23 protein-coding genes are annotated in these 22,865 nt (G+C 63.4%); 15 read left to right on the forward strand and 8 right to left on the reverse strand.

All coding sequences use genetic code 11. From position 1 onward, the window contains the following. The first annotated feature begins 60 nt into the window (after positions 1-60). From ABOA88_RS13735 to ABOA88_RS13755, 5 genes are all read left to right on the forward strand, one after another. Positions 61-438, forward strand: coding sequence for a gamma-butyrobetaine hydroxylase-like domain-containing protein (locus ABOA88_RS13735; protein ID WP_070571077.1), 378 nt, complete (start codon positions 61-63; stop codon positions 436-438). 351 nt (positions 439-789) lie between these two features. Next, positions 790-2,469 (forward strand): class II poly(R)-hydroxyalkanoic acid synthase, encoded by a 1,680-nt coding sequence (gene phaC, locus ABOA88_RS13740; protein ID WP_196169356.1) that lies wholly within the window; start codon positions 790-792, stop codon positions 2,467-2,469. A 60-nt stretch (positions 2,470-2,529) separates the two neighbouring features. Further along, positions 2,530-3,387 (forward strand): poly(3-hydroxyalkanoate) depolymerase, encoded by an 858-nt coding sequence (phaZ, locus tag ABOA88_RS13745; protein ID WP_043207169.1) that lies wholly within the window; start codon positions 2,530-2,532, stop codon positions 3,385-3,387. A gap of 68 nt (positions 3,388-3,455) precedes the next feature. After that, positions 3,456-5,138 carry a class II poly(R)-hydroxyalkanoic acid synthase gene (gene phaC, locus ABOA88_RS13750; RefSeq protein WP_196169357.1) on the forward strand — a complete coding sequence of 561 codons (1,683 nt, stop codon included), beginning with the start codon at positions 3,456-3,458 and terminating at the stop codon, positions 5,136-5,138. Positions 5,139-5,142: 4 nt separating this feature from the next. Continuing rightward, positions 5,143-5,757 carry a TetR/AcrR family transcriptional regulator gene (locus ABOA88_RS13755; protein WP_196169358.1) on the forward strand — a complete coding sequence of 205 codons (615 nt, stop codon included), beginning with the start codon at positions 5,143-5,145 and terminating at the stop codon, positions 5,755-5,757. A gap of 84 nt (positions 5,758-5,841) precedes the next feature. Here the strand turns inward: ABOA88_RS13755 and ABOA88_RS13760 are convergent, their stop codons facing one another. From ABOA88_RS13760 to ABOA88_RS13770, 3 genes are all read right to left on the reverse strand, one after another. Continuing rightward, the gene (locus tag ABOA88_RS13760; protein WP_196169359.1) at positions 5,842-6,630 is read right to left on the reverse strand and encodes a phasin family protein; all 789 of its coding nucleotides are present in this window, start codon (positions 6,628-6,630) and stop codon (positions 5,842-5,844) included. Positions 6,631-6,640: 10 nt separating this feature from the next. Further along, a complete protein-coding gene (locus tag ABOA88_RS13765) occupies positions 6,641-7,063 on the reverse strand; it encodes a phasin family protein (RefSeq protein ID WP_196169360.1) in 423 nt (140 codons plus the stop codon). A 181-nt stretch (positions 7,064-7,244) separates the two neighbouring features. Next, entirely contained in the window at positions 7,245-7,520 is a 276-nt protein-coding gene (locus ABOA88_RS13770; RefSeq protein WP_196169361.1) for a polyhydroxyalkanoic acid system family protein, read from the reverse strand. 124 nt (positions 7,521-7,644) lie between these two features. Between ABOA88_RS13770 and ubiE the strand changes: the two genes are divergently transcribed. The 10 genes from ubiE to ABOA88_RS13820 all read left to right on the forward strand — a co-directional run bounded on the left by ubiE (position 7,645) and on the right by ABOA88_RS13820 (position 15,459). Then, positions 7,645-8,415: a bifunctional demethylmenaquinone methyltransferase/2-methoxy-6-polyprenyl-1,4-benzoquinol methylase UbiE gene (gene ubiE, locus ABOA88_RS13775; RefSeq protein WP_043207154.1), complete on the forward strand. Its 771-nt coding sequence runs from the start codon at positions 7,645-7,647 to the stop codon at positions 8,413-8,415. Continuing rightward, positions 8,415-9,038 (forward strand): ubiquinone biosynthesis accessory factor UbiJ, encoded by a 624-nt coding sequence (locus ABOA88_RS13780; protein WP_196169362.1) that lies wholly within the window; start codon positions 8,415-8,417, stop codon positions 9,036-9,038. Before ubiE ends, ABOA88_RS13780 begins: the two co-directional genes overlap by 1 nt. Continuing rightward, positions 9,035-10,645, forward strand: a complete 1,611-nt coding sequence (gene ubiB, locus ABOA88_RS13785) for a ubiquinone biosynthesis regulatory protein kinase UbiB (RefSeq protein ID WP_196169363.1) — start codon at positions 9,035-9,037, stop codon at positions 10,643-10,645. Before ABOA88_RS13780 ends, ubiB begins: the two co-directional genes overlap by 4 nt. Before the next feature lie 73 nt (positions 10,646-10,718). Then, on the forward strand, positions 10,719-11,111 hold the full coding sequence (gene hisI, locus ABOA88_RS13790) for a phosphoribosyl-AMP cyclohydrolase (RefSeq protein ID WP_196169364.1): 393 nt from the start codon (positions 10,719-10,721) through the stop codon (positions 11,109-11,111). A gap of 1 nt (position 11,112) precedes the next feature. Beyond that, complete coding sequence (locus tag ABOA88_RS13795; protein WP_043207145.1) at positions 11,113-11,448, forward strand: phosphoribosyl-ATP diphosphatase; 336 nt, start codon at positions 11,113-11,115, stop codon at positions 11,446-11,448. Between the two features lie 163 nt (positions 11,449-11,611). After that, complete coding sequence (locus ABOA88_RS13800; protein WP_196162478.1) at positions 11,612-11,884, forward strand: twin-arginine translocase TatA/TatE family subunit; 273 nt, start codon at positions 11,612-11,614, stop codon at positions 11,882-11,884. Between the two features lie 3 nt (positions 11,885-11,887). Beyond that, on the forward strand, positions 11,888-12,265 hold the full coding sequence (gene tatB / locus ABOA88_RS13805; protein WP_334280869.1) for a Sec-independent protein translocase protein TatB: 378 nt from the start codon (positions 11,888-11,890) through the stop codon (positions 12,263-12,265). After that, the gene (gene tatC, locus ABOA88_RS13810) at positions 12,262-13,053 is read left to right on the forward strand and encodes a twin-arginine translocase subunit TatC (protein ID WP_043207138.1); all 792 of its coding nucleotides are present in this window, start codon (positions 12,262-12,264) and stop codon (positions 13,051-13,053) included. Before tatB ends, tatC begins: the two co-directional genes overlap by 4 nt. Then, positions 13,050-13,757, forward strand: coding sequence for a 16S rRNA (uracil(1498)-N(3))-methyltransferase (locus ABOA88_RS13815; RefSeq protein WP_367851602.1), 708 nt, complete (start codon positions 13,050-13,052; stop codon positions 13,755-13,757). The genes tatC and ABOA88_RS13815 overlap by 4 nt, the downstream gene beginning before the upstream one ends. 97 nt (positions 13,758-13,854) lie before the next feature. Continuing rightward, positions 13,855-15,459: a methyl-accepting chemotaxis protein gene (locus ABOA88_RS13820; protein ID WP_196169368.1), complete on the forward strand. Its 1,605-nt coding sequence runs from the start codon at positions 13,855-13,857 to the stop codon at positions 15,457-15,459. A gap of 81 nt (positions 15,460-15,540) precedes the next feature. Here the strand turns inward: ABOA88_RS13820 and ABOA88_RS13825 are convergent, their stop codons facing one another. The 5 genes from ABOA88_RS13825 to ABOA88_RS13845 form a co-directional block, all read right to left on the reverse strand. After that, the gene (locus ABOA88_RS13825; protein WP_196169381.1) at positions 15,541-16,275 is read right to left on the reverse strand and encodes an amino acid ABC transporter ATP-binding protein; all 735 of its coding nucleotides are present in this window, start codon (positions 16,273-16,275) and stop codon (positions 15,541-15,543) included. Further along, positions 16,268-17,230 carry an amino acid ABC transporter permease gene (locus ABOA88_RS13830; RefSeq protein WP_070571066.1) on the reverse strand — a complete coding sequence of 321 codons (963 nt, stop codon included), beginning with the start codon at positions 17,228-17,230 and terminating at the stop codon, positions 16,268-16,270. Before ABOA88_RS13830 ends, ABOA88_RS13825 begins: the two co-directional genes overlap by 8 nt. Before the next feature lie 109 nt (positions 17,231-17,339). Beyond that, entirely contained in the window at positions 17,340-18,137 is a 798-nt protein-coding gene (locus tag ABOA88_RS13835; protein WP_196169382.1) for a transporter substrate-binding domain-containing protein, read from the reverse strand. 248 nt (positions 18,138-18,385) lie between these two features. Next, positions 18,386-20,959 (reverse strand): glucans biosynthesis glucosyltransferase MdoH, encoded by a 2,574-nt coding sequence (gene mdoH / locus ABOA88_RS13840; RefSeq protein WP_196169369.1) that lies wholly within the window; start codon positions 20,957-20,959, stop codon positions 18,386-18,388. Continuing rightward, the gene (locus ABOA88_RS13845) at positions 20,952-22,673 is read right to left on the reverse strand and encodes a glucan biosynthesis protein G (RefSeq protein WP_274093532.1); all 1,722 of its coding nucleotides are present in this window, start codon (positions 22,671-22,673) and stop codon (positions 20,952-20,954) included. The genes mdoH and ABOA88_RS13845 overlap by 8 nt, the downstream gene beginning before the upstream one ends. Positions 22,674-22,865: the final 192 nt, after the last annotated feature.

Genomic DNA, 22,865 nt, shown 5'->3' on the forward strand with positions numbered 1-22,865 from the left:
TTGAAGCTTGAAGCTTGAAGCTTGAAGCTTGAAGCTTGTCGCCCAGAAGAGATTCAGCCCATGGCCCGCCTGCCCACCGCCATCAACCTGCACAAAGCCTCCAAGACCCTCAGCCTCACGTACGCCCCCGGCGAGGTCTATCACCTGCCCGCCGAATTCCTGCGGGTGCACTCCCCCTCCGCCGAGGTCCAGGGCCACGGCAATCCGATCCTGCAGTTCGGCAAGATCAACGTCGGCCTTACGGGCCTGGAACCTGCCGGGCAATACGCCCTGAAACTGATCTTCGATGACGGCCACGACAGCGGCCTGTTCACCTGGGAGTACCTTGAGCAGTTGTGCCTGCGCCAGGAGCAGCTGTGGGCCGAGTACCTCGATGAATTGCACAAAGCCGGGAAATCCCGCGACCCGGCCGAATCCGTCGTCAAACTCATGCTCTAGTGCAAGACTTCCACGCTTTAGAGCGCGTTTTCTAATCTCATCTGTTTGAATGCCCTACAGACTGCTCATGTACGAGCTGTCTTGCGCATTACATGAAAGTCGGGTAACCAATGGAGCTGGCAAGTTCCCTGCATCGCCGAAGGCGCGGTCAGGGTCGGGCCGGTATGTAGAGGTCGCGAGCGAAAGCAGGCTGTCTTCACACGCAGAAAACCCCGCAGCTCATCGCCTGACGCATCCGGTCGCAGCACCGCTGTTTCTTATCACTGGTCACCCGAGCAGTAGTACCGGGCAATCGTCTGTGTACCCGCCACAGCCAACCGGTACTCGTCTCAGGACAACGGAGCGTCGTAGATGAGTAACAAGAACAACGATGAGTTGCAGCGGCAGGCCTCGGAGAACACCCTGGGCCTGAACCCGGTCATCGGCATTCGTCGCAAGGATCTGCTGACATCGGCGCGCACCGTCTTGCGTCAGGCCGTTCGCCAGCCGCTGCACAGCGCCAAGCACGTGGCGCACTTTGGCCTCGAACTCAAGAACGTGCTGCTGGGCAAGTCCAGCCTGCAGCCCAGTGGCGATGACCGCCGTTTCAACGACCCGGCCTGGAGTCAGAACCCACTGTATCGCCGCTATCTGCAGACCTACCTGGCCTGGCGCAAGGAGCTGCAGGACTGGATCGGCAACAGCGACCTCTCGCCTCAGGATGTCAGCCGCGGGCAGTTCGTCATCAACCTCATGACCGAGGCCATGGCACCGACCAACACCCTGGCCAACCCGGCGGCGGTCAAGCGCTTCTTCGAGACCGGCGGCAAGAGCCTGCTCGATGGCCTGTCCAACCTGGCGAAGGATCTGGTCAACAACGGCGGCATGCCCAGCCAGGTGAACATGGATGCCTTCGAAGTGGGCAAGAACCTGGGCACCAGCGAAGGGGCCGTTGTGTATCGCAACGACGTGCTGGAGCTGATCCAGTACAGCCCCATCACCGAGCAGGTGCATGCCCGTCCGCTGCTGATCGTGCCGCCACAGATCAACAAGTTCTACGTCTTCGACCTGAGCCCGGAAAAAAGCCTGGCCCGTTATTGCCTGCGCTCGAACCAGCAGACCTTCATCATCAGTTGGCGCAACCCCACCAAGGCCCAGCGCGAATGGGGCCTGTCGACCTACATCGATGCACTCAAGGAAGCCGTGGACGCGGTGCTGTCCATCACCGGCAGCAAGGACCTGAACATGCTCGGCGCCTGCTCCGGCGGCATTACCTGCACCGCACTGGTCGGCCACTACGCGGCGCTGGGCGAAAACAAGGTCAACGCCCTGACCCTGCTGGTCAGCGTGCTGGACACCACCATGGACACCCAGGTCGCGCTGTTCGTCGACGAGCAGACCCTCGAAGCCGCCAAGCGCCACTCCTACCAGGCCGGCGTGCTCGAAGGCAGCGACATGGCCAAGGTGTTCGCCTGGATGCGCCCGAACGACCTGATCTGGAACTACTGGGTCAACAACTACCTGCTCGGCAACGAGCCGCCGATCTTCGACATCCTGTTCTGGAACAACGACACCACGCGCCTGCCCGCCGCCTTCCACGGCGACCTGATCGAGATGTTCAAGAACAACCCACTGACCCGCGCCGACGCCCTGGAAGTGTCCGGCACCGCCATCGACCTGAAGAAGGTCCACTGTGACATCTACAGCGTCGCTGGCACCGCCGACCACATCACCCCGTGGCAATCCTGCTACCGCTCGGCGCACCTGTTCGGCGGCAAGATCGAGTTCGTGCTGTCCAACAGCGGGCATATCCAGAGCATCCTCAACCCGCCCGGCAATCCCAAGGCGCGCTTCATGACCGGTGAAGACCGCCCGGACGATCCCGTGGCCTGGCAGGAAAACGCGATCAAGCACGCCGACTCCTGGTGGCTACACTGGCAAGCCTGGCTGGGTGAACGCGCAGGTGAGCTGAAAAAAGCACCGACCCGCCTGGGCAACCGCGCCTACACCGCAGGCGAAGCCGCACCGGGGACCTACGTCCACGAACGATAAGACCCGTCGCCATGGCCGCTCGACCGCACCATGGCGTCTTTTTGACCTAGAGTTCCGCGCATGCCGCAACCCTACATATTCAGGACAGTCGAGCTGGACAACCAGTCCATCCGCACCGCGGTCCGCCCCGGCAAGCCGCATCTGACGCCCTTGCTGATCTTCAATGGCATTGGCGCCAACCTGGAGCTGGTGTTTCCGTTCATCGAGGCGCTGGACCCGGACATCGAGGTCATCGCCTTCGATGTGCCGGGTGTCGGCGGCTCGTCCACGCCAAGCCGGCCCTACCGCTTCCCAGGCCTGGCCAAGCTGACTGCGCGCATGCTCGACTACCTCGACTATGGCCAGGTCAATGTCATCGGCGTGTCCTGGGGCGGTGCCCTGGCCCAGCAGTTCGCCCACGATTACCCCGAGCGCTGCAAGAAGCTGATCCTGGCCGCGACCGCCGCCGGGGCCTTCATGGTGCCGGGCAAGCCCAAGGTGCTGATGATGATGGCCAGCCCCCGGCGCTATGTGCAGCCCTCCCATGTGATCCGCATCGCGCCGCTGATCTATGGCGGTGGTTTTCGCCGCGACCCCGACCTGGCCCTGCACCACGCGGCCAAAGTGCGCTCCGGCGGCAAGACCGGTTACTACTGGCAACTGTTCGCCGGCCTAGGCTGGACCAGCATCCACTGGCTGCACAAGCTCCAGCAGCCGACCCTGGTACTGGCCGGCGACGATGACCCGTTGATTCCGCTGATCAACATGCGTCTGCTGGCCTGGCGTATTCCCAACGCACAGCTGCACATCATCGACGATGGGCATTTGTTCCTGATAACCCGGGCCGAAGCCGTGGCGCCGATCATCATGAAATTCCTTCAGCAAGAGCGCCAGCGCGCGGTCATGCATCCGCGCCCGGCCCCGGGCCCTGGCGGCTGACCCCGGCCCCACCGGTGGTGATGGTTACGCGAGACGAACGTGGATGAGGCCTTACGACGGAGTGTGGGATGAAAGACAAACCGGTAAAAGGGACGACACCGGTCCCCGCCACGAGCATCAATGTACAAAACGCGATCACCGGCCTGCGCGGGCGTGATCTGTTCTCCACACTGCGCAATGTCGGCCGTCTTGGCCTGCGCAACCCCTTGCACACCGCCCATCATCTGCTTGCCCTGGGCGGGCAACTGACCCGGGTGATGCTCGGCGACAGCCCGCACCAGCCCCACCCGCGCGACAACCGCTTCAGCGACCCGACCTGGAGCCAGAACCCCTTCTACCGTCGCGGGCTGCAAGCCTACCTGGCCTGGCAGAAACAGACTCGCCAATGGATCGAGGAAAGTGCGCTGGACGACGATGAGCGCGCCCGGGTGCACTTTCTGTTCAACCTGCTCAACGATGCTTTGGCACCGAGCAACTCGCTGCTCAACCCCCTGGCGGTCAAGGAAATCTTCAATACCGGCGGCCTGAGCCTGGTCCGCGGCGTGGCGCACCTGCTCGACGACCTGCGTCATAACGACGGCCTGCCGCGCCAGGTGGACGAACGCGCTTTCGAGGTAGGCGTGAATCTCGCCGCCACCCCTGGCGCCGTGGTGTTTCGCAATGAGCTGCTGGAGCTGATCCAGTACAAGCCGATGAGCGAAAAACAGTACGCCCGGCCGCTGATGATCATTCCGCCGCAGATCAACAAGTACTACATCTTCGACCTTGGGCCGACCAACAGCTTCGTGCAGTACATGCTTAAGAACGGCCTGCAGGTGTTCATGGTCAGTTGGCGCAACCCCGACCCACGCCATCGCGAATGGGGGTTGTCCAGCTATGTGGAGGCGCTGGAAGAAGCCCTCGTCGCCTGCCGCAGCATCAGCGGCAGCCGCGACCCCAACCTGATGGGCGCCTGCGCCGGTGGCCTGACGATGGCCGCCCTGCAGGGCCACTTGCAGGCCAAGGGCCAATTGCGCCGGGTACGCAGCGCCACCTACCTGGTCAGTCTGCTGGACAGCCAATTCGACAGCCCGGCGAGCCTGTTCGCCGACGAGCAGACCATCGAGGCGTCCAAGCGCCGCTCGTACCAGCGCGGTGTGCTCGATGGCGGCGAGGTGGCGCGGATCTTCGCCTGGATGCGGCCCAACGACCTGATCTGGAACTACTGGATCAACAATTACCTGCTGGGCAGGACACCACCGGCTTTCGACATCCTTTACTGGAACGCCGACAACACGCGCCTGCCCGCGGCGTTTCATGGCGAACTGCTGGACTTCTTCAAACTCAACCCGTTGACCTACCCGAACGGCATGCAGGTGTGCGGGACACCAATCGACCTGAGCCAGGTCACCCTGGACAGCTTCACCGTTGCCGGCAACAACGATCACATCACCCCGTGGGACGCGGTGTACCGCTCGGCCTTGCTGCTCGGTGGCAAACGCCGCTTCGTACTGGCCAACAGCGGCCACATCCAGAGCATCATCAACCCGCCTGGCAACCCCAAGGCGCATTTCTTGGAGAACCCCACGCTGTCGAGCGATCCACGAGCCTGGGTGCATGACGCCACACGCCACGAAGGCAGCTGGTGGCCCCAATGGCTGGAGTGGATTGGCCAACGCTCCGGGCGCCTGAAAGTACCCAAGACCGACCTGGGCAACGCCAGCTACCCACCGCTAGGCCCGGCACCGGGCAGCTATGTCAGGGCGCGCTGACACGATGAAGACCCGCGACCGTATCCTCGAATGCGCCTTGCACTTGTTCAACCGCCAAGGCGAACCCAACGTCTCGACCTTGGAGATCGCCAACGAACTGGGCATCAGCCCGGGCAACCTCTATTACCACTTTCATGGCAAGGAGCCGTTGGTGCTGGGGCTGTTCGAGCGCTTCGAGGAAGCGCTCATGCCGCTGCTGGACCCACCTCTGGGCGTGCGCCTGGATGCCGAGGATTATTGGTTGTTCCTGCACCTGATCGTCGAGCACATGGCCCAGTACCGGTTTCTGTTCCAGGACTTGTCGAACCTGACCGGACGCCTGCCGAAGCTGGCCCGCGGCATGCGCAGCCTGATCAATGCGCTCAAGCGTACCCTCGCGGCCCTGCTCGCGAGTCTAAAGAGCCAAGGCCTTGTGAGCAGCGAGACGCAGGCGCTGGGGCAACTGGTGGAGCAGATCACCCTGACCCTGATGTTTTCGCTCGATTACCAGCGGGTGCTCGGGCGCGAGGGGGACGTGGGCATCGTGGTGTATCAGGTGATGATGCTGGTGGCGCCGCATCTGGTAGGCCCTGCGCGGGGGGCTGCCGAACAGCTGGCGGGGAGATACCTGGAGGCCTGACGCATTCGCGGGTAAACCCGCTCCCACAGGGCTCTACGTTGAACCTGTGGGAGCGGGCTTACCCGCGAAAAGAGCGACGCGGTGTCAGGCTTGAGTGGCCGCGGTCACCGGTGCCGATGGTGTGCTGCTGGCCGGAGCAGCGGTGGGTGCCGGAGCGGCGGTCGCAGCAGGTGCGGCGCTGGCGGCGGGTGCAGCTGCCTTGGCAACCGCCGGCTTGGCCGGAGCTTTCTTCACTGCGGGCTTCTTCGCCGCAGCCGGTTTGGCCGCAGATTTGGCGGCTGGCTTGGCGGCAGTCGCCTTGGCAGCCGGCTTCGCCGCAGGTTTGGCCGCCGCCTTGGCCACAGGCTTCGCAGCCGCTGACTTGGCCGCCGGTTTCGCCGCAGCAGTCTTCGCCGCAGGCTTGGCAGCCGCTTTTGCCAGCGGCTTGGCGGCTGTCTTGCTGGCAGCAGCCTTGGACACTGGCGTCACCGAAGCTCCGGTGAGTTTCTCGATCTGCTTGGTGAGGCTATCGACCTGCTGGTGCAGGGCCTTGATCTCGTTGCGGCTCGGAACGCCCAGGCGCGAGATGGCGCTATTAAGACGCTTGTCGAACGCTTCTTCCAGTTCGCTCCACTTGCCCAGCGCGCGCTCTTTCACATCGGAGACACGAGAGGAGGTAGACGACTTGGCGCTCTCTTTCACGTCGTCGACATTCTTCTTGGCTTGTTTTTCAGCCTTCTCACCATCCTTGACCAGCGACTCGAAAAGCTTCGGGCCGTCCTGGTCGATCTTGGAATAGATACCCAGACCCGCCAGCCAGATCTTGCGGGAGTATTTCTCGATCCCGCCGATCCAGGAGCTGCCTTCTTTCTCGGTGTTCTTCTTGCCAGCCATCCTGCTCTCCTTATGGTTTGCGCGCGACACGCTCGAGCAACTCGGTCAGCTGTTCGAGTTTGATGGACAACGCTTCAACGTCATGTTTAGACGGTATGCCGAGGCGATTCAAGGCGCGGGCGACCCGTGCATCGAAAGCTTTCTCGATCTTGTCGAGTTGAATCTCGACCTTGCCCCGTACACGACTTACCTGCTCGGTCGCTTCGTCGATCTGGTTGTTGGCCGCGTCGAGCTGTTGATCGACGCGTTTCTTGCCACGCTTCTCGACGCCCTCGCCGGCCTTGACCAGCTCCTTGAGGTAATCAGAGCCCTCCTGACCGACGCGGGCATAGGCACCCAGGCCCGCCAGCCAGATCTTACGCGCGTAGCCGCGTACCTCGCCCAAGGTACTGCCCGGGGCGTCGTCTTTTTTCTTCAGGTTCACTTTGGCCATGCTCTGCACCTCACTCGCTTGAGGGAATGGAGGAACTGCCCATGGAATGCGGGCTTGAGCATAAGGTAGGGCGGAAAATTAGAATCCTCACCCTAAGAGCGCAGCGGCAAGCTGCAGGCAAAAGCAAAATCCCGCCGTGCGCGACTCTGCTTTTTCTTGCAGCTTGCGGCTCGGAGGGCCGTCAGGCCAGGGCCTTGTCCAGCGCTCGCTCGATCTCGCCCTTGATGGTGCCGCTCATCATCGACAGCATCATCCCCAGCTTGAGCTCAACGCGAATGGTGTCCTCGCCGATGTGCACGCTGCCGTTGGCACCGCTGCGCGACACCTCGACGCGGTCGCCCTGCCAGCTGGCCTTGAGGTCGTACTCGCGGGTCAATCGATCCACCAGCACCTCGGCTTTGGCGCGGGCGGCCTCGCGGCCGAGGGAGTGTTTGCGTTCAACGCTGATCTGGGTCATGCGGGCAATCCTGGATATCAACACAATGACGCCATTATGCCCGCGCCCATCCCACGGAGCACCCCGCCAAGACAAATCCGCCCGTTGCCCCTAGAATGGCCGTAATTTTTTCCGGTGAAGCGATATGAACGACCAGCGCAAAGGCGACCACGCCGAACCCACCACCCATTTCGGCTACCAGAACGTGCCCGAGAGCCAGAAGGCGAAGAAAGTCGCCGAGGTTTTCCACTCGGTGGCTGCCAAGTACGACCTGATGAACGATGTGCTTTCCGGTGGCATGCACCGCCTGTGGAAGCGCTTCACCATCGAGCTGTCGGGCGTGCGCAGCGGCAACCGGGTGCTGGACATCGCTGGTGGCACGGGCGATCTGGCCGCCAAGTTCTCGCGCCTGGTAGGTCCCACCGGCCAAGTGGTGCTCGCCGACATCAACGAGTCGATGCTCAAGGTCGGCCGTGACCGCCTGCTCGACCGCGGCGTGGCCGGCAACATCGAGTTCGTCCAGGCCGACGCCGAGAAGCTGCCCTTCCCGGACAACCACTTCGACTGCGTGACCATCGCCTTTGGCCTGCGTAACGTCACCCACAAGGACGAAGCCATCCGCTCGATGCTGCGCGTCCTCAAGCCCGGCGGTCGCCTGCTGGTGCTGGAGTTCTCCAAACCCACCAACAAGCTCATGTCCAAGGCCTACGACGCCTACTCGTTCGCCTTCATGCCACTGGCCGGCAAGCTGATCACCAATGACTCGGAAAGCTACCGCTACCTGGCCGAATCGATCCGCATGCACCCCGACCAGGAAACCCTCAAGGCCATGATGGTCGAGGCCGGTTTCGACCGCGTCACCTACCACAACATGACCAGCGGCATCGTCGCCGTGCACCGGGGAATCAAACCCTGATGCTCCTGGCCGGCCTGCTCGCCAGCGTCGAGCATGGGCTCAACCGGGTCCTGCGCATGGACAGCACGGCCTTGCCGCGCCTGGCTGCGCTCGAAGGCAAGGTGATCGAGATCGATTGCCGCCAGCCGGCCTTGCAGCTGTACATCCTGCCCGATGAACAAGGCCTGATGCTCGCCGCCCACTGGGAAGGCGAGGTCGATTGCAGCCTGCGCGCGCCGGCCGGCAGCCTCGCCCAACTGGCCTTTACCAAGGACAAAACCACCGTGCTGCACAGCCCTCAGGTCGAACTGCATGGCGACAGCGCCGTGCTGCTGGACCTGGTCGGCGTGCTCCAAGACCTGGAACTGGACTGGGAGTACGAGCTGTCACGCTGGCTGGGGCCGGTCGCCACTGCGCTTGTCGCCGGGCATATCCGCCTGCGCGCCCGCTGGACCCATCAGGGCCTCTCACGCTTCAGCCAGAACCTCTCCGAGTACCTGGCCGAAGAGTCCCGCACCCTGGTCGGCCGGCGCGAAGCCGAAGCGGCCTTCAGTGAGCTCGATGCCCTGAAGGTCGATGTTGAACGCCTCGAGGCGCGCCTACGCCGCCTCGCCCGATCCCTTGATACCAGCGATAACGCATGAAGCTGCTCGCCGTTCGCCGTCTGTTGCGCATCCAGCGCGTCGTGATCCGCTACCGCCTCGATGACTTGCTGTTCGACCTTCCCCTGCCCTGGTGGCTGATGAGTCTGCGCGCCTTGCTGCCCTGGCGCTGGTTCCCGCGCAAACCGTCAGAGCTCAGCCGCGGCGCACGCCTGCGCATGGCCCTTCAGGACCTGGGACCGATCTTCATCAAGTTCGGCCAACTGCTGTCCACCCGCCGCGACCTGCTGCCCACCGACATCGCCGATGAGCTGATGCTGCTGCAGGACCGCGTGCCGCCATTCGACCCCAAGCAGGCCGTGGCGCTGATCGAAGCACAGCTGGGCGCCAAGGTGGGCGAAGTGTTCAGCCGCTTCGACGTCGAGCCCCTGGCCTCGGCGTCGGTGGCCCAGGTGCACGCCGCACGCCTCAAGAGCGGTGAAGAGGTCGTGGTCAAAGTGGTGCGCCCTGGCCTCAAGCCGGTGATCGCCCAGGACCTGGCCTGGTTGTTCCTGATCGCCAAGGGCGCCGAACGGGTCTCGGCCGACGCCCGCCGCCTGCACCCGGTGGAAGTGGTCAGCGACTACGAAAAGACCATCTTCGACGAGCTCGACCTACTGCGTGAGGCGGCCAACGCCAGCCAGCTGCGTCGCAACTTCGAAGGCTCGGAACTGATGTACGTGCCCCAGGTGTATTGGGACTGGTGCCGCCCCAAGGTGCTGGTGATGGAGCGCATCTACGGCGTGCCGGTCACCGACCTGACGACCCTGGCCGACCAGCGCACCGACATGAAGCTGCTCGCCGAGCGTGGCGTCGAGATCTTCTTCACCCAGGTGTTCCGCGACAGTTTCTTCCACGCCGACATGCACCCGGGCAACATCTTCGTCAGCACGGTCAAACCCTGGAGCCCGCAGTACATTGCCATCGATTGCGGCATCGTCGGCAGCCTCACCTCGGAGGACCAGGATTACCTGGCGCGTAACCTGATCGCCTTCTTCAAGCGCGACTACCGCCGCGTCGCCCAGCTGCACATCGATTCGGGGTGGGTGCCGGCGCAGACCAAGGTCAACGAATTCGAGGCGGCGATCCGTACCGTGTGCGAGCCGATCTTCGAGAAACCGCTCAAGGACATCTCCTTCGGCCAGGTGCTGATGCGCCTGTTCCAAACTGCCCGGCGCTTCAACATGGAAGTCCAGCCGCAGTTGGTCCTGCTGCAGAAGACCTTGCTCAACATCGAAGGCCTGGGCCGCCAGCTTTACCCCGACCTGGACCTGTGGAGCACCGCCAAACCGTACCTGGAGCGCTGGATGCGTGATCGCATGAGCCCCAAGGCGGTGTTCGGCAACCTGCAAAGCCAGGTAGAGCAACTGCCGCACCTGGCCGACATGACCCGCGACCTGCTCGAGCGTCTGTCGCAACCGCACCTGAACGATCCGCAACTGCCGGAGCGCCGCCGCCAGGGCGACCGCTGGGCCCTGCGTCTGCTCGGTGCCGGCCTGCTCGGCGGCGGTGCCACCCTGGCGGCCGGGGCTGTCAGCCTCAGCGCGCCGGCGGCCTGGCCGGCCTGGCTGATGCTGGCGGCCGGGCTCTACCTGATCGTACGCCAATAGCCAGCCGCGCGGCTGGCTGGCACACTAGCGCAAGGGGCCCGACACAGGCGCGGGTCCGGATTTGGAGTCGACGATGAAAGACTGGCTGGACGAGATCAAGTGGAACAGCGATGGCCTAGTGCCGGCGATCGCCCAGGACCACAAGACCGGACGCGTATTGATGATGGCCTGGATGAACCGCGAATCCCTGGCCCTGACCGCTGCCGAACAACGTGCCATCTACTGGTCGCGCTCACGTGGCAAACTGTGGCGCAAGGGCGAGGAGTCCGGCCATGTGCAGAAGCTGCACGAAATGCGCCTGGACTGCGACGCCGACGTGATCATCCTGATGGTCGAGCAACTGGGCCATATCGCCTGCCACACCGGCCGCGAAAGCTGCTTCTATCGCGTCTTCGAAGACGGCCAGTGGAAAACCGTCGACCCGGTCCTCAAGGATCCGGATGCCATCTACAGCCCAGGACACTGACATGAGCGACACCCTCAATCGCCTTGCCGAAGTACTCGAGCAACGCAAGCAAGCGGCGCCCGACAGCTCCTACGTGGCCAGCCTGTACCACAAGGGTCTGAACAAGATCCTCGAGAAACTGGGCGAAGAGTCCGTCGAAACCATCATCGCCGCCAAGGATGCCGCCATCAGCAAGGATTACGGCGATGTCATCTACGAAACCGCCGACCTGTGGTTTCATAGCCTGGTAATGCTCAGCGCGCTGGGCCAACACCCACAGGCCGTGCTCGATGAACTGGAGCGCCGCTTCGGGCTCTCCGGGCATGACGAGAAGGCCGCACGCCAGCCTTCCAACTGATGTATTCCCGGGGGCGCAGCGCGTCCCTGTGGAGCGGGTTTACCCGCGAAGAATGCAACGCGGCTAGGGCACTGGCTTCGCCGGTGTTCACAGGCGAACCCGCTTCTACAGGGACCGCGCTGCCAGGAAAATTCGCTGTACCTGTTAATTTCAGGAGTACGAAATGGGTATTTTTGACTGGAAACACTGGATCGTCCTGCTGGTCGTCGTGATCCTGGTCTTCGGCACCAAGAAGCTGAAGAACCTGGGCAGCGACCTGGGCGAATCGATCAAGGGCTTCCGCAAGGCGATGAACGAGGAAGAAAACAAACCGGCCGAGCAGACCCCGCCGCCGGTCCAGCCCGCCGCCCCCGTGCAGAACACCGCCCAGCAGCCCCAGGGCCAGACCATCGAAGGCCAGGCCCAGCCGGTCCAAGAGCCGCAGCGGAAAGACTGACCCATGTTCGGCATCAGCTTCAGCGAGCTGCTGCTCGTCGGTCTGGTCGCCCTGCTGGTGCTAGGTCCCGAGCGCCTGCCCGGTGCCGCGCGTACCGCAGGCCTTTGGATCGGTCGACTCAAGCGCAGCTTCAACGCCATCAAGACGGAAGTCGAGCGCGAGATCGGTGCCGACGAAATCCGCCGCCAACTGCACAACGAGCACATCCTGCAGATGGAGGAACAAGCCAAGCGCATCCTCGATCCGAGCAGGTCAGCCACGCCATCCATCGGCAGCAGCGAAACACCGGCGCCACCGACCACCCCTGCCGCCCCCGGCAGCAGCGCCCCGGTATCCCCAGCCGCCCCCACTGAGCCGCCGCAGCCGCCACGAGCCCCATGAGCGATAGACCGGAACACGACCAGCCGATGCCGCTGGTCTCGCACCTGACCGAACTGCGTACCCGCCTGCTGCGCTGCGTAGCCGCCATCTTCCTGATCTTCGCCGGGCTGTTCTCCTTCGCCCAGCAGATCTACACCCTGGTCTCGGCGCCCCTGCGCTCACACTTGCCGGCCAACGCGACGATGATCGCCACCGACGTGGCCTCGCCGTTCCTGACGCCGTTCAAGCTGACGATGATCGTCTCGCTGTTCCTGGCCATCCCGTTCATCCTCCAGCAGATCTGGGGCTTCATTGCACCGGGGCTGTACCGCCATGAAAAGCGCATCGCCATTCCCCTGCTGGTCTCGAGCATCATCCTGTTCTATGCCGGCATGGCGTTCGCCTATTTCCTGGTGTTCCCGCTGATCTTCGGCTTCTTCGCCAGCGCCACGCCCGAGGGCGTGTCGATGATGACGGACATTTCCAGTTACCTGGACTTCGTCATGACCCTGTTCTTCGCCTTCGGCGTCGCCTTCGAGATCCCGGTGGCAGTGGTGCTGCTGGTGTGGATCGGCGTAGTCGACGTGCAGTACCTGAAGAAGATCCGCCCCTACGTCATCATCGGCTGCTTCGTGGTCGGCATGATCCTGACCCCACCGGACATCTTCTCCCAGACCCTGCTCGCCGTGCCCATGTGGATGCTGTTCGAGGTCGGCGTGCTGTGCGGCAGCCTGATCCGCAAGCGCAGCCAGGCCGAGGAAGCGGCCTCGGATGACCACAACGACCAACCGCCAGCGACCCAACCGTGAACCTGCTGTTACTTGAAGAGGCCGATTTCATCGCGGCCGATCGCGTGGTGCTGGCTGACCGGCGCTTCACCCACATGCAGGAGATCCACGGCGTCGAAGTGGGCGATACCCTGCGCGTCGGTCAGGTCAATGGCTTGATGGGCAGGGCCACGGTGCTGCGCCTGGCAGGTCATGAAGCCGAGCTGCAGGTGGCCTTCGACCAGCCGCCCCCGGCCAAGCTGCCGCTGACCCTGGTACTGGCCGTGCCACGCCCGAAAATGCTACGTCGCCTGTTCCAGACCGTCGCCACCCTGGGGGTGCCACGGCTGATCCTGGTCAACAGCTACAAGGTCGAGAAGAGCTTCTGGCAAACGCCCTTCCTGAACCCCGAGACGATCCGCGAGAACCTCATCCTGGGCCTGGAGCAGGCCCGTGACACCGTGCTGCCCGACGTGATCATCGAGAAGCGCTTCAAGCCGTTCGTCGAAGACCGTCTACCCGCCATCGCGGCCGGTACGCTTGGCTTGGTCGCTCATCCAGGGCCCTACCCAGCCTGTCCACGCGCCGTGGAGTCGCCTGTGACCCTGGCCATCGGCCCGGAAGGCGGGTGGATCCCCTATGAGGTCGACCTGCTGGGCAAGGCAGGCTTGGCACCGGTGCAGCTGGGCGATCGTATCCTGCGTGTGGAAACCGCCGTGACCGCATTGCTGTCGCGGATATTCTGACGAGCGGGTCGATCACCTCCCATCAAGTTTCCCCTTGGCACGCCGATGGCCTTGGAAGCATGACAAAAATGCTACCAAGCCGACGGGGGAGTGAAGCATGTATCGAGGGTTTGCCCATTTTCTGGGGAACATGAGCGTCAATCGCAAGTTGGGCCTTGGCTTCGGCCTAGTGTTGCTGCTGACCCTGGCGATCACTGCCACAGGTTGGACAGGCATCGACAACGTCACCAACCGCGGCGACAAGCTGGGCAACATTTCGCTGATCTACCAGACCACCCAAGACCTGCGTATCGCCCGCCTGAGCTATACCACCCGTCACGACCAAGCCTCGCTCACCGAGCTGGACAAGACCCTGAACAAGCTCGAGCAGCAAGTGCAGGCGATGCTCGGGCAGATCGAACAACCGGTCGACCACCAGCGCCTGGAACAGCAGCTGGAAGCTGTGCGCCAGTACCGCCAGGGCTTCGAGCAGCTCAAGCAGGCCGACCAGCGCCGCGCTACACAACCCGACAGCGCGCAAACCGCCAGCGAACAGGCCCTGCAGCACATGGCCGCACAAGGCACCGTGCTGCTCGAATCCAGCGCGGCCATGACGGTCTCGCAAACCAAGGTACGCGACGAAGGTACCCGCCAAGCCAAGCGTATGCTGGCTGCCGCCACCGCCCTCGCCCTGCTGCTGGGTCTGCTGGCTGCCTGGACCATCACCCGGCAGATCATCGTGCCGCTGCGCCAGATCCTCGCCGCCGCCGAGCGCGTGGCCAATGGCGACCTCAGTCAGGACGATCAATCGATCGAGCGCCGCGACGAGCTGGGCCAACTGCAAGCGAGCATGAAACGCATGAACCAAGGCCTGCGCACGCTGATCAGCGGTATCGGCGACGGCGTCACCCAGATCGCCAGCGCGGCCGAGGAGCTGTCGGCGGTGACCGAACAGACCAGCGCCGGGGTCAACAATCAAAAGGTCGAGACCGATCAGGTCGCCACCGCCATGAACCAGATGACCGCCACGGTGCATGAGGTCGCGCGCAGCGCCGAACAGGCGTCTGAGGCGGCGCTGATGGCCGACCAGCAGGCCCGTGAAGGCGATCGCGTAGTCGGTGAAGCCATTGCCCAGATCGAACGTCTGGCCAGCGAAGTGATCAACTCCAGCGAGGCCATGAACCAGCTCAAGGCCGAAAGCGACAAGATCGGCAGCGTGCTGGACGTCATCAAGTCGGTGGCCCAGCAGACCAACCTGTTGGCGCTCAACGCTGCCATCGAGGCCGCTCGCGCAGGTGAAGCCGGTCGTGGTTTTGCCGTGGTCGCAGACGAGGTGCGCAGCCTCGCCCAGCGCACTCAGCAATCGACCGAGGAGATCGAGGAACTGATCGCCAACCTGCAAAGCGGCACCCAGCGGGTGGCCGGGGTGATGGATGGCAGCCGCGCCCTGACCGACAGCAGCGTCGAACTGACCCGTCGCGCCGGAGGTTCCCTGGAAACCATCACCCGCACCGTCTCGTCGATCCAGGCGATGAACCAGCAGATCGCCACAGCAGCCGAGCAACAGAGCGCCACGGCTGAGGAAATCAACCGCAGCGTGATGAACGTACGCGACATTTCCGACCAGACATCAGCGGCCAGTGAGGAAACCGCGAGCTCCAGCGTCGAACTGGCGCGCCTGGGGACACACCTTCAGGGGCTGGTAGCACGCTTCCGGCTGTAAAGCAGCTGCAAGCGACAAGAAAAAAGCCGAACGGAGATCAGTTCTCGGTTCGGCTTTTTTCTTGCCTGTAGCTCCCCGCGCCTACAGCACCTGACGCAGGAAGGCCTGGGCGCGCAGGTCCTTGGGCGAGGCGAAGAACTGCTGGGGCGGGGAGTCTTCGAGGAGCTTGCCGTGGTCGAAGAACAGCACGCGGTCGGCCACTTCACGGGCAAAGCCCATTTCGTGGGTCACGCAGACCATGGTCATGCCTTCCTGGGCCAAGGTCTTCATGACATCCAGCACCTCGCCGACCATTTCCGGGTCCAGCGCCGAGGTGGGCTCATCGAACAGCATCACCTTCGGCTCCATCGCCAGGGCTCGGGCGATCGCCACCCGCTGCTGCTGGCCACCGGAAAGGCGTGAAGGGTACTCGTTGGCCTTCTGGGCAATGCCGACCTTCTCCAGCAGGGCCCGCGCCTTGGCTTCGCGCTCGGCCTTGCCACGCTTGCGCACCACCTTCTGGGCCAGGCACAGGTTCTCCAGCACCGTCATGTGCGGGAACAGGTTGAAATGCTGGAACACCATGCCGACTTCACGGCGGTAGGCGTTAATGTCGGTCTTCGGATCATCCAGCTGCAGACCGTCGATGGACACATGGCCATCGTCGAAATGCTCCAGGCCGTTCAGGCAACGCAGGAAGGTCGACTTGCCCGAGCCCGACGGGCCGAGCACCACCACCACTTCGCCCTTGGCCACGCGCGTGGTGACGTTGTCCACCGCCCGCACCACCTGCCCACGGGTGTCGAAGACTTTTACCAGATCACGGACTTCAATCACTTTGCGCAAGCCTCCGCTCGAGCCGGCTGGCCATGTGCGACAGCGGCAGGTTGATCAACAGGTACAGGCCTGCCACGCAGAACCAGATCTCGAAGGTCGAGAACGAGGTGGTGATGGCCTCGCGGCCGCTCTTGGTCAGTTCGGTGATGGCGATCACCGAGACCAGCGAGGTGTCCTTGACCAGGCTGATGAACTGCCCGGCCAGCGGAGGCAGCACGCGCTTGAACGCCTGGGGCAGGATCACGTGACGCATCGACTGGCTGGCGTTGAGGCCCAGCGAGCGTGCCGCTTCGTTCTGCCCCTTGGCGATCGACTGCACACCGGCGCGCACGATCTCGGCTACGTAGGCGCCAGTGAACAACGCCAGCGCCGCCACTCCGGCGAACTCCCGGGACAGGTTGAGCACAGTGCCGATGAAGAAGTAGAAGATGAAGATCTGCACCAGCAGCGGTGTGCCGCGCACCAGCTCGACATAGACGGTGGAGAGATCGCGCAGGGTCGGGTTGTTCGACAGCCGGCACAGGCCGGCGAACAGGCCGATCACCAAGCCCAGGGCGCCAGACACCACCGAGATCCACAGGGTGGTCCACAAGCCCCAGGTCAAGGGGCCGATGGCCCACTGGCGGGTCACGCCGATCTGGTCGCCCTCGGCGACGTCATCACCACGGCTCAGCAGCAGGCTGTCCTTGGCGACAGTGACGACCTGCTGACCGCCGCTTTCATCCTTGAGCGTGACGCGGGCGGTGTCGCCCGAGAGGGTGATGTCTTCGACAGAGCCGTTTTCGGCGGCGCGCTGCGCCTCTTCGGCCTGGTAGGCGAAATATTGGGGAACGCGGTTCCAGCGCCACTCGTAGGAAATCATCGAGGTGGCCAGGTAGAGGCTGAACGCCAGCCCCACCAGGACCAGCGCGGTCAACCCGTGCCAGGGCCACTGGGCTTTCTTGTGCTTGATCAATTGGGGTACTCCAGAAAGCGGCAAGCCGCAAGCTACACGCTGCAAGAACAGGCCAAGCGTAGGCGCTGTTTCATCTTGCAGCGTGCAGCTTGCGGCTTGTAGCTACTGCTTATTCCATGTCCTTCAGCCAGTCTTTGTTCTTGAACCACTTGTCGTGAATACGATCGTAGGTCCCGTCGTTCTTGATCTGGTGCAGGAAGTTGTTGATGAAGTTGATGCTGTCGTAGTCGCCCTTCTTCAGGCCGAAGGCCAGCGGCTCGTAGGTGAACGGCTCTTCGAGGAACAACAGCTTGCCGGCACCGGCCTTCTCGACCGCCACCACGTTGTACGGGGCGTCGTAGACGAAGGCGTCAGCCTTGCCGTTGACCACGTCCATCACGCCCTCTTGCTCGTTGTCGTAGCCGTGGTACTTGGCCTTGCCGATGAGTTTCTTGGAAACCATCTCGCCGGTGGTGCCGAGCTTGGAGGTGATGCGGTACTTCTCGTTGTTCAGGTCTTTGTAAGACTTGATCTCACCCGCGAGCTCCTTGCGGATCAGCAGGGTCTGACCGACGACGATAAAGGGTTCGCTGAAGTTCAGGCGCAGGTTGCGCTCCTGGGTCAGGGTCATGCCGCTGCCGATCATGTCGAACTTGTCGGTCAGCAGGGCCGGGATGATGCCGTCGTAGGCGGTGGAGACCGTTTCCAGCTTGACGCCCATGGACTTGGCCATGGCCTTGAGGATGTCCACCTCGAAGCCGATGATCTCGCCACGCTTGTTGGTCATCTCGAAGGGCATGTAGGTAGGGTCCATACCGACCCGCAAGGTGCCGCGCTTGACGGCGTCTTCGATGGCGCCCGCCTGGGCGGCGGTAACGGCGACCAGTGCGGTGACACCGACCAGCAGTCGCGACAGGTATTTCTTCATCATTACCAAGTCCCCTAGCAAAGTGTTGCGAATTTTATTGTTGGAAAGGTCGATAGACCGATACGCAATATCGAGAGGGATGCTAACGCATGCGCGGCCTGGGACCTAGAGCCGGGGGGGACATTGTTGGCCAAAATAGAGACACAGGCCCTGATCGCAGGCTTCGCCAGCCCCCACAGGTTCGGTGACGACTCCGGTGGACACTGGCCAAGCCTGGCAAAGGGCCGCAAAGCGGCCCTTGGGAGGAGTCAGGCGCCGACGAGCGAGGGTTGGGCCTGGTTTTCCGGGTGCAACGGCAGCAGCGGCGAGTGTGGATCGTTGGTGATGGAACTGCGCCATACCCCGATCCAGGCCTCGTTGTTCGATGCCCATACCTGCTCATGCAGACGCGAGAGCGCCACCGGGTCGCTCAGCAGCGCCAGGCGGGTATTGCCGTCCAGGCCCTTGGGCCCGACTTCCAGGGCCTTGGCCACACGCTCCAGGCGCAGTGCCTCAATCGGCGCGGCCTGACCATGGCGTGCAGTAGCCATGGCGCACGCCAGGGCGTTCTGCCGTGGGTCGACCACCGCACGGACGAAGCCGTCGTGCAGGGCATGCCAGCGGTTCTCGTGGGTGTACTGGTCGGTCGCCAGCAGCTCCTGCGGCGTCGCGTATTCCTCGGGGATAAGGAACAGCTTCTCGTCCTTGGCCGCCAGGCCCAGGCGCGTACGGCTGGAAATCACCGAGACCGGAATCGACAGCACCAGCGAGCCCACGATCGGCGCCAGCCACCACAGGAAGCTCGGGTTCAGCCAGGCCACCAAGGCCGCCCAGGCGATACCCAGCAAGGTCTGCGGGCCGTGGCGACGGACGGCCTCGCTCCACGGCGTGGAGTCGTCGTCACGCTGCGGCGAATTCCAGGTCGCCGCCCAGCCGAGGAACGCAGCCAGGACAAAGCGGGTGTGGAAGATCATCCGCACCGGCGCCAGCAGCATGGAGAACAGCATCTCGATCAGCATCGACACGGTGACCTTGATGCGCCCCCCGAACTCTGTGGCGCCCTTGGCCCAAATCAGGATGACACTGAGCAGTTTGGGCAGGAACAGCAGCACGACGGTGGTGGAGAACAGTGCGATGGCCTTCTCCGGATGCCATTGCGGCCACAGCGGGTAGAGCTGGAACGGCTCGATGAAGTACTGCGGCTCCATCAGCGTGTTGGTCGCCAGCAGCGCGGTCGAGAGCACCAGGAAGAAGAACCACAGTGGCGCCGACAGGTACGACATGACACCAGTCAGGAACACCGCGCGGTGTACCGGGTGCATGCCCTTGACCAGGAACAGGCGGAAGTTCATCAGGTTGCCGTGGCACCAGCGCCGGTCGCGCTTGAGTTCATCGAGCAGGTTCGGCGGCAGTTCTTCATAGCTGCCCGGCAGGTCGTAGGCGATCCACACACCCCAGCCGGCACGGCGCATCAGCGCGGCTTCGACGAAGTCGTGGGAGAGGATCGCACCGGCGAACGCACCCTTGCCCGGTAATGGCGCCAGGGCGCAATGCTCGATGAAGGGCTTCATGCGAATGATCGCGTTGTGGCCCCAGTAGTGCGATTCGCCCAGTTGCCAGAAGTGCAGGCCGGCGGTGAACAGCGGACCATAGACACGGGTGGCGAACTGCTGCAGGCGCGCATAGAGGGTGTCCATGCCCGACGCCTTGGGCGCGGTCTGGATGATGCCGGCGTCCGGGTTGGCCTCCATCAGGCGCACCAGGCTGGTCAGGCATTCACCGCTCATGACGCTGTCGGCGTCGAGCACGACCATGTACTTGTACTCGCCACCCCAACGACGGCAGAAGTCGTCCAGGTTGCCGCTCTTGCGCTTCACGCGGCGGCGGCGGCGGCGATAGAAGATACGGCCGAAGCCCTTGGCCTCACGGCAGACATCCAGCCAGGCCTGTTGCTCGGCCACGGCGATGTCGGTGTCGTTGGTGTCGCTGAGCACGAAGAAGTCGAACCGGTCCAGGTCACCTGTGGCAGCCACCGACTCGAAGGTCGCACGCAGGCCGGCGAAGACCCGTGGTACGTCTTCGTTGCAGATCGGCATGACCAGCGCGGTACGCGCCTGGGGCGCGATCGGCTCGTTGCCGGCGCTGCTGCCGGAGATGCGGTACTTGTCCCGGCCGGTGAGCAATTCGAGAAAGCCCATCAGCGCAGTCCAGAAGCCCGCCGACACCCAGCAGAACAGGATGCCGAAGAGGATCAGGATGCTCGTCTGCAAAGCATACGGCCAGACCTGAACGACCGATTCCCAGAGCGACTGGGCCATGATTTCGTCGAGCGAAACGAACGACCAGCCCTGATACGGCAGGATGCCCTTCATGTACCAGCCGGCAACGAGGGTCTGCCCGATCATCAAGGCCAGGAGAATATAGCGGCGCAGGGAGCCGACCCGGCGCCAGCGGGCCGGTGGCAACTCGCGCTTGGGCGGTTGCGGAGCATTGGTGCGCCCAGTGAGCCGACGCCACATGCGCACCAGGATGTTGGTGCGCCATGGCTCGGGGATTACGCGGGTACGCTTGATCGGCGGTGCGATCTTCAGGCACAGCCGGCCGCTGCCGTCGACGCCGAGCATTTCGGCATCTTCGAGCTCGGCGGCGCTGCCCACGGTCAGACGTGGGCCCACCGAGGCCTGCACGGCCTCGGCGGGGTTGGCGGCCGGTCGGGCCGCCAGGCGTTGGTGCAGCTCGCTGAACGATTGGCAGCTGGCGAGTTCCGCGCGCTGCTCATCGCTCAGGGGTAGGTGGGCCAGGTACTCGCCAAGCGATTCTGGCCGTGCGCTTGAGTTACTCATCGGCAGGCAACTGATAGCTCCAGGTCTCGGTCATCACTTTTTCGGTGGTGGCCGGTGCCCCGTTGGTGGATGCCGCATCGGCGGCAGGTTGTTCAGCCTTGGCGGCTTTCTCGGCCTTGGCGTGCTTGGCTGCGGCCTTGTCCTGCTTGCCTTCCTTGGCCGGTTTGGCCGGTTCCACCGGAACGTCGCGCACCAACGCGGCGCGCATCTCGGTGGATTTGCTCGGTTCCTTGACCTTCAGTCGCAGGGTCAGGCGCCAGCCCTTGGTTTCAGGGTTATAGCGCAGATTGTTCTCGACCACCTCGGCGTTGTCGCCAACGCTGACCTGGCTGCGCAGGGCGGTGTCTTCCGGCAGGGCGGCCAGGGCCGGGCCCTCGAAGTCGACCAGGAAGGCCACGCTGCCATCGGCTTCGCGGATCAGGTTGGACTGCTTCACATCACCAGTGGAGCGCATGGTCTTCTTCACCCAGCCCAGCTCTGGCGAGTGCAGTTGGGACTCGTTGATGGTCCAGCGCAGGCGGTACTCGAACTCCATCGGTTTGCCGGGCTCAGGCAGCTTCTCTGGGCTCCAGAAGGCCACGATGTTGTCGTTGGTCTCGTCGGCGGTCGGGATCTCGACCAGGTCGACGGTGCCTTTGCCCCAGTCGCCACGCGGCTCGACCCAGGCGCTTGGGCGCTTCTGGTAGTTGTCGTCGAGGTCTTCGTAGGCGCTGAACTCACGCTGGCGCTGCAGCAGGCCGAAACCACGCGGGTTCTCCACGCTGAAGCTGCTCACGGCCAAATGCTTGGGGTTGTTCAGCGGCCGCCACAGCCATTCGCCGTTGCCCGCGTGGATCGACAGACCCTCGGAGTCGTGCAGGGCCGGACGGTAATTGAGGACCTTGGACGGCTGGTTGGCGCCGAACAGGAACATGCTGGTCAGCGGGGCAACACCCAGGCGGCTGACATGGTCACGCAGGAAGACCTTGGACTTGACGTCCAGCAGGGTATCGCTGCCCGGACGCAGGGTCAGCTTGTAGGCGCCGGTGGAACGTGGCGAATCCAGCAGGGCGTAGATCACCAGGTGCTTGTCGGTCGGCTTTGGTTTTTCGACCCAGAACTCGGTGAAGCGCGGGAATTCCTCTCCCGACGGCAGCGCGGTGTCGATGGCCAGGCCACGGGCCGACAGGCCATACACGTGGCCCTTGCCGACGACGCGGAAATAGCTGGCGCCAAGCAGGGTCATGATCTCGTCCTGCTTGTCGGCCTTGTTGATCGGGTAGAGCACGCGGAAACCGGCATAGCCGAGGTTTTCGACGGTCTTGGGGTCGTGTGGGACGTCACCGAACTCGAAGCGGCTCGGGTCGTACTTGATTTCCTCGACCTTGGTGGCGGTGACCTGGTTGATCTTCACCGGTGTGTCGAAGTGCATGCCCTGGTGGTAGAAGGACAGCTTGAATGGCGTCTTGTCCTTGGCCCACTCGGCCTTTTCCTGGATGAAACGGATTTTCTGATAGTCCCCGAACTTCATGTCACGGAAGACCGCTGGCAGGTTGCTCTTCGGTGCTTCGTACTTCTGACCGGCGAGATCCTTTGCCTTGGCTGCAACATCGTCAAGATTGAATGCCCAAAGCTGGCCAGCGCTCATCAGGCCAACCAGCGCGACGCCTGCCGCCAGGGCCTTGCGAAGCCGATTTCCGGGGATTCTTTGTGCAATACAGGGACTAACAATCACGAGCAACCCTCGCCGAAAACAGATCATGAAACCAACGGCCAGCGACCAATGCCGGGTTGGCGAGCACTGTTCGGACCCCGTAAGGGCCTAATGATTCCCCAAACGGTTCCAGACAGTGCTCGAGTCAGAGTGAAACGAGCCTACGAACGTAGGCTCACGCAGCGCGCGATTATCCAGCAGGGCGCGTTACAA

Origin of the sequence: Pseudomonas sp. PKS (assembly GCF_051913525.1) — a bacterium.
In the GTDB taxonomy this organism is placed as follows: domain Bacteria; phylum Pseudomonadota; class Gammaproteobacteria; order Pseudomonadales; family Pseudomonadaceae; genus Aquipseudomonas; species Aquipseudomonas guariconensis_D.

Excerpts from the sequence above, each read along its gene's own strand:
- ABOA88_RS13755 (WP_196169358.1), top strand. The coding sequence starts at position 5,143 with ATGAAGACCCGCGACCGTATCCTCGAATGCGCCTTGCACTTGTTCAAC.
- ABOA88_RS13835 (WP_196169382.1), bottom strand. The coding sequence starts at position 18,137 with ATGAAGAAATACCTGTCGCGACTGCTGGTCGGTGTCACCGCACTGGTC.
- phaC (WP_196169356.1), top strand. The coding sequence starts at position 790 with ATGAGTAACAAGAACAACGATGAGTTGCAGCGGCAGGCCTCGGAGAAC.
- phaC (WP_196169357.1), top strand. The coding sequence starts at position 3,456 with ATGAAAGACAAACCGGTAAAAGGGACGACACCGGTCCCCGCCACGAGC.
- ubiB (WP_196169363.1), top strand. The coding sequence starts at position 9,035 with ATGAAGCTGCTCGCCGTTCGCCGTCTGTTGCGCATCCAGCGCGTCGTG.
- ABOA88_RS13780 (WP_196169362.1), top strand. The coding sequence starts at position 8,415 with ATGCTCCTGGCCGGCCTGCTCGCCAGCGTCGAGCATGGGCTCAACCGG.
- phaZ (WP_043207169.1), top strand. The coding sequence starts at position 2,530 with ATGCCGCAACCCTACATATTCAGGACAGTCGAGCTGGACAACCAGTCC.
- ubiE (WP_043207154.1), top strand. The coding sequence starts at position 7,645 with ATGAACGACCAGCGCAAAGGCGACCACGCCGAACCCACCACCCATTTC.
- ABOA88_RS13735 (WP_070571077.1), top strand. The coding sequence starts at position 61 with ATGGCCCGCCTGCCCACCGCCATCAACCTGCACAAAGCCTCCAAGACC.
- ABOA88_RS13765 (WP_196169360.1), bottom strand. The coding sequence starts at position 7,063 with ATGGCCAAAGTGAACCTGAAGAAAAAAGACGACGCCCCGGGCAGTACC.
- ABOA88_RS13770 (WP_196169361.1), bottom strand. The coding sequence starts at position 7,520 with ATGACCCAGATCAGCGTTGAACGCAAACACTCCCTCGGCCGCGAGGCC.
- tatB (WP_334280869.1), top strand. The coding sequence starts at position 11,888 with ATGTTCGGCATCAGCTTCAGCGAGCTGCTGCTCGTCGGTCTGGTCGCC.
- ABOA88_RS13820 (WP_196169368.1), top strand. The coding sequence starts at position 13,855 with ATGTATCGAGGGTTTGCCCATTTTCTGGGGAACATGAGCGTCAATCGC.
- tatC (WP_043207138.1), top strand. The coding sequence starts at position 12,262 with ATGAGCGATAGACCGGAACACGACCAGCCGATGCCGCTGGTCTCGCAC.
- ABOA88_RS13760 (WP_196169359.1), bottom strand. The coding sequence starts at position 6,630 with ATGGCTGGCAAGAAGAACACCGAGAAAGAAGGCAGCTCCTGGATCGGC.
- ABOA88_RS13795 (WP_043207145.1), top strand. The coding sequence starts at position 11,113 with ATGAGCGACACCCTCAATCGCCTTGCCGAAGTACTCGAGCAACGCAAG.
- mdoH (WP_196169369.1), bottom strand. The coding sequence starts at position 20,959 with ATGAGTAACTCAAGCGCACGGCCAGAATCGCTTGGCGAGTACCTGGCC.
- hisI (WP_196169364.1), top strand. The coding sequence starts at position 10,719 with ATGAAAGACTGGCTGGACGAGATCAAGTGGAACAGCGATGGCCTAGTG.
- ABOA88_RS13800 (WP_196162478.1), top strand. The coding sequence starts at position 11,612 with ATGGGTATTTTTGACTGGAAACACTGGATCGTCCTGCTGGTCGTCGTG.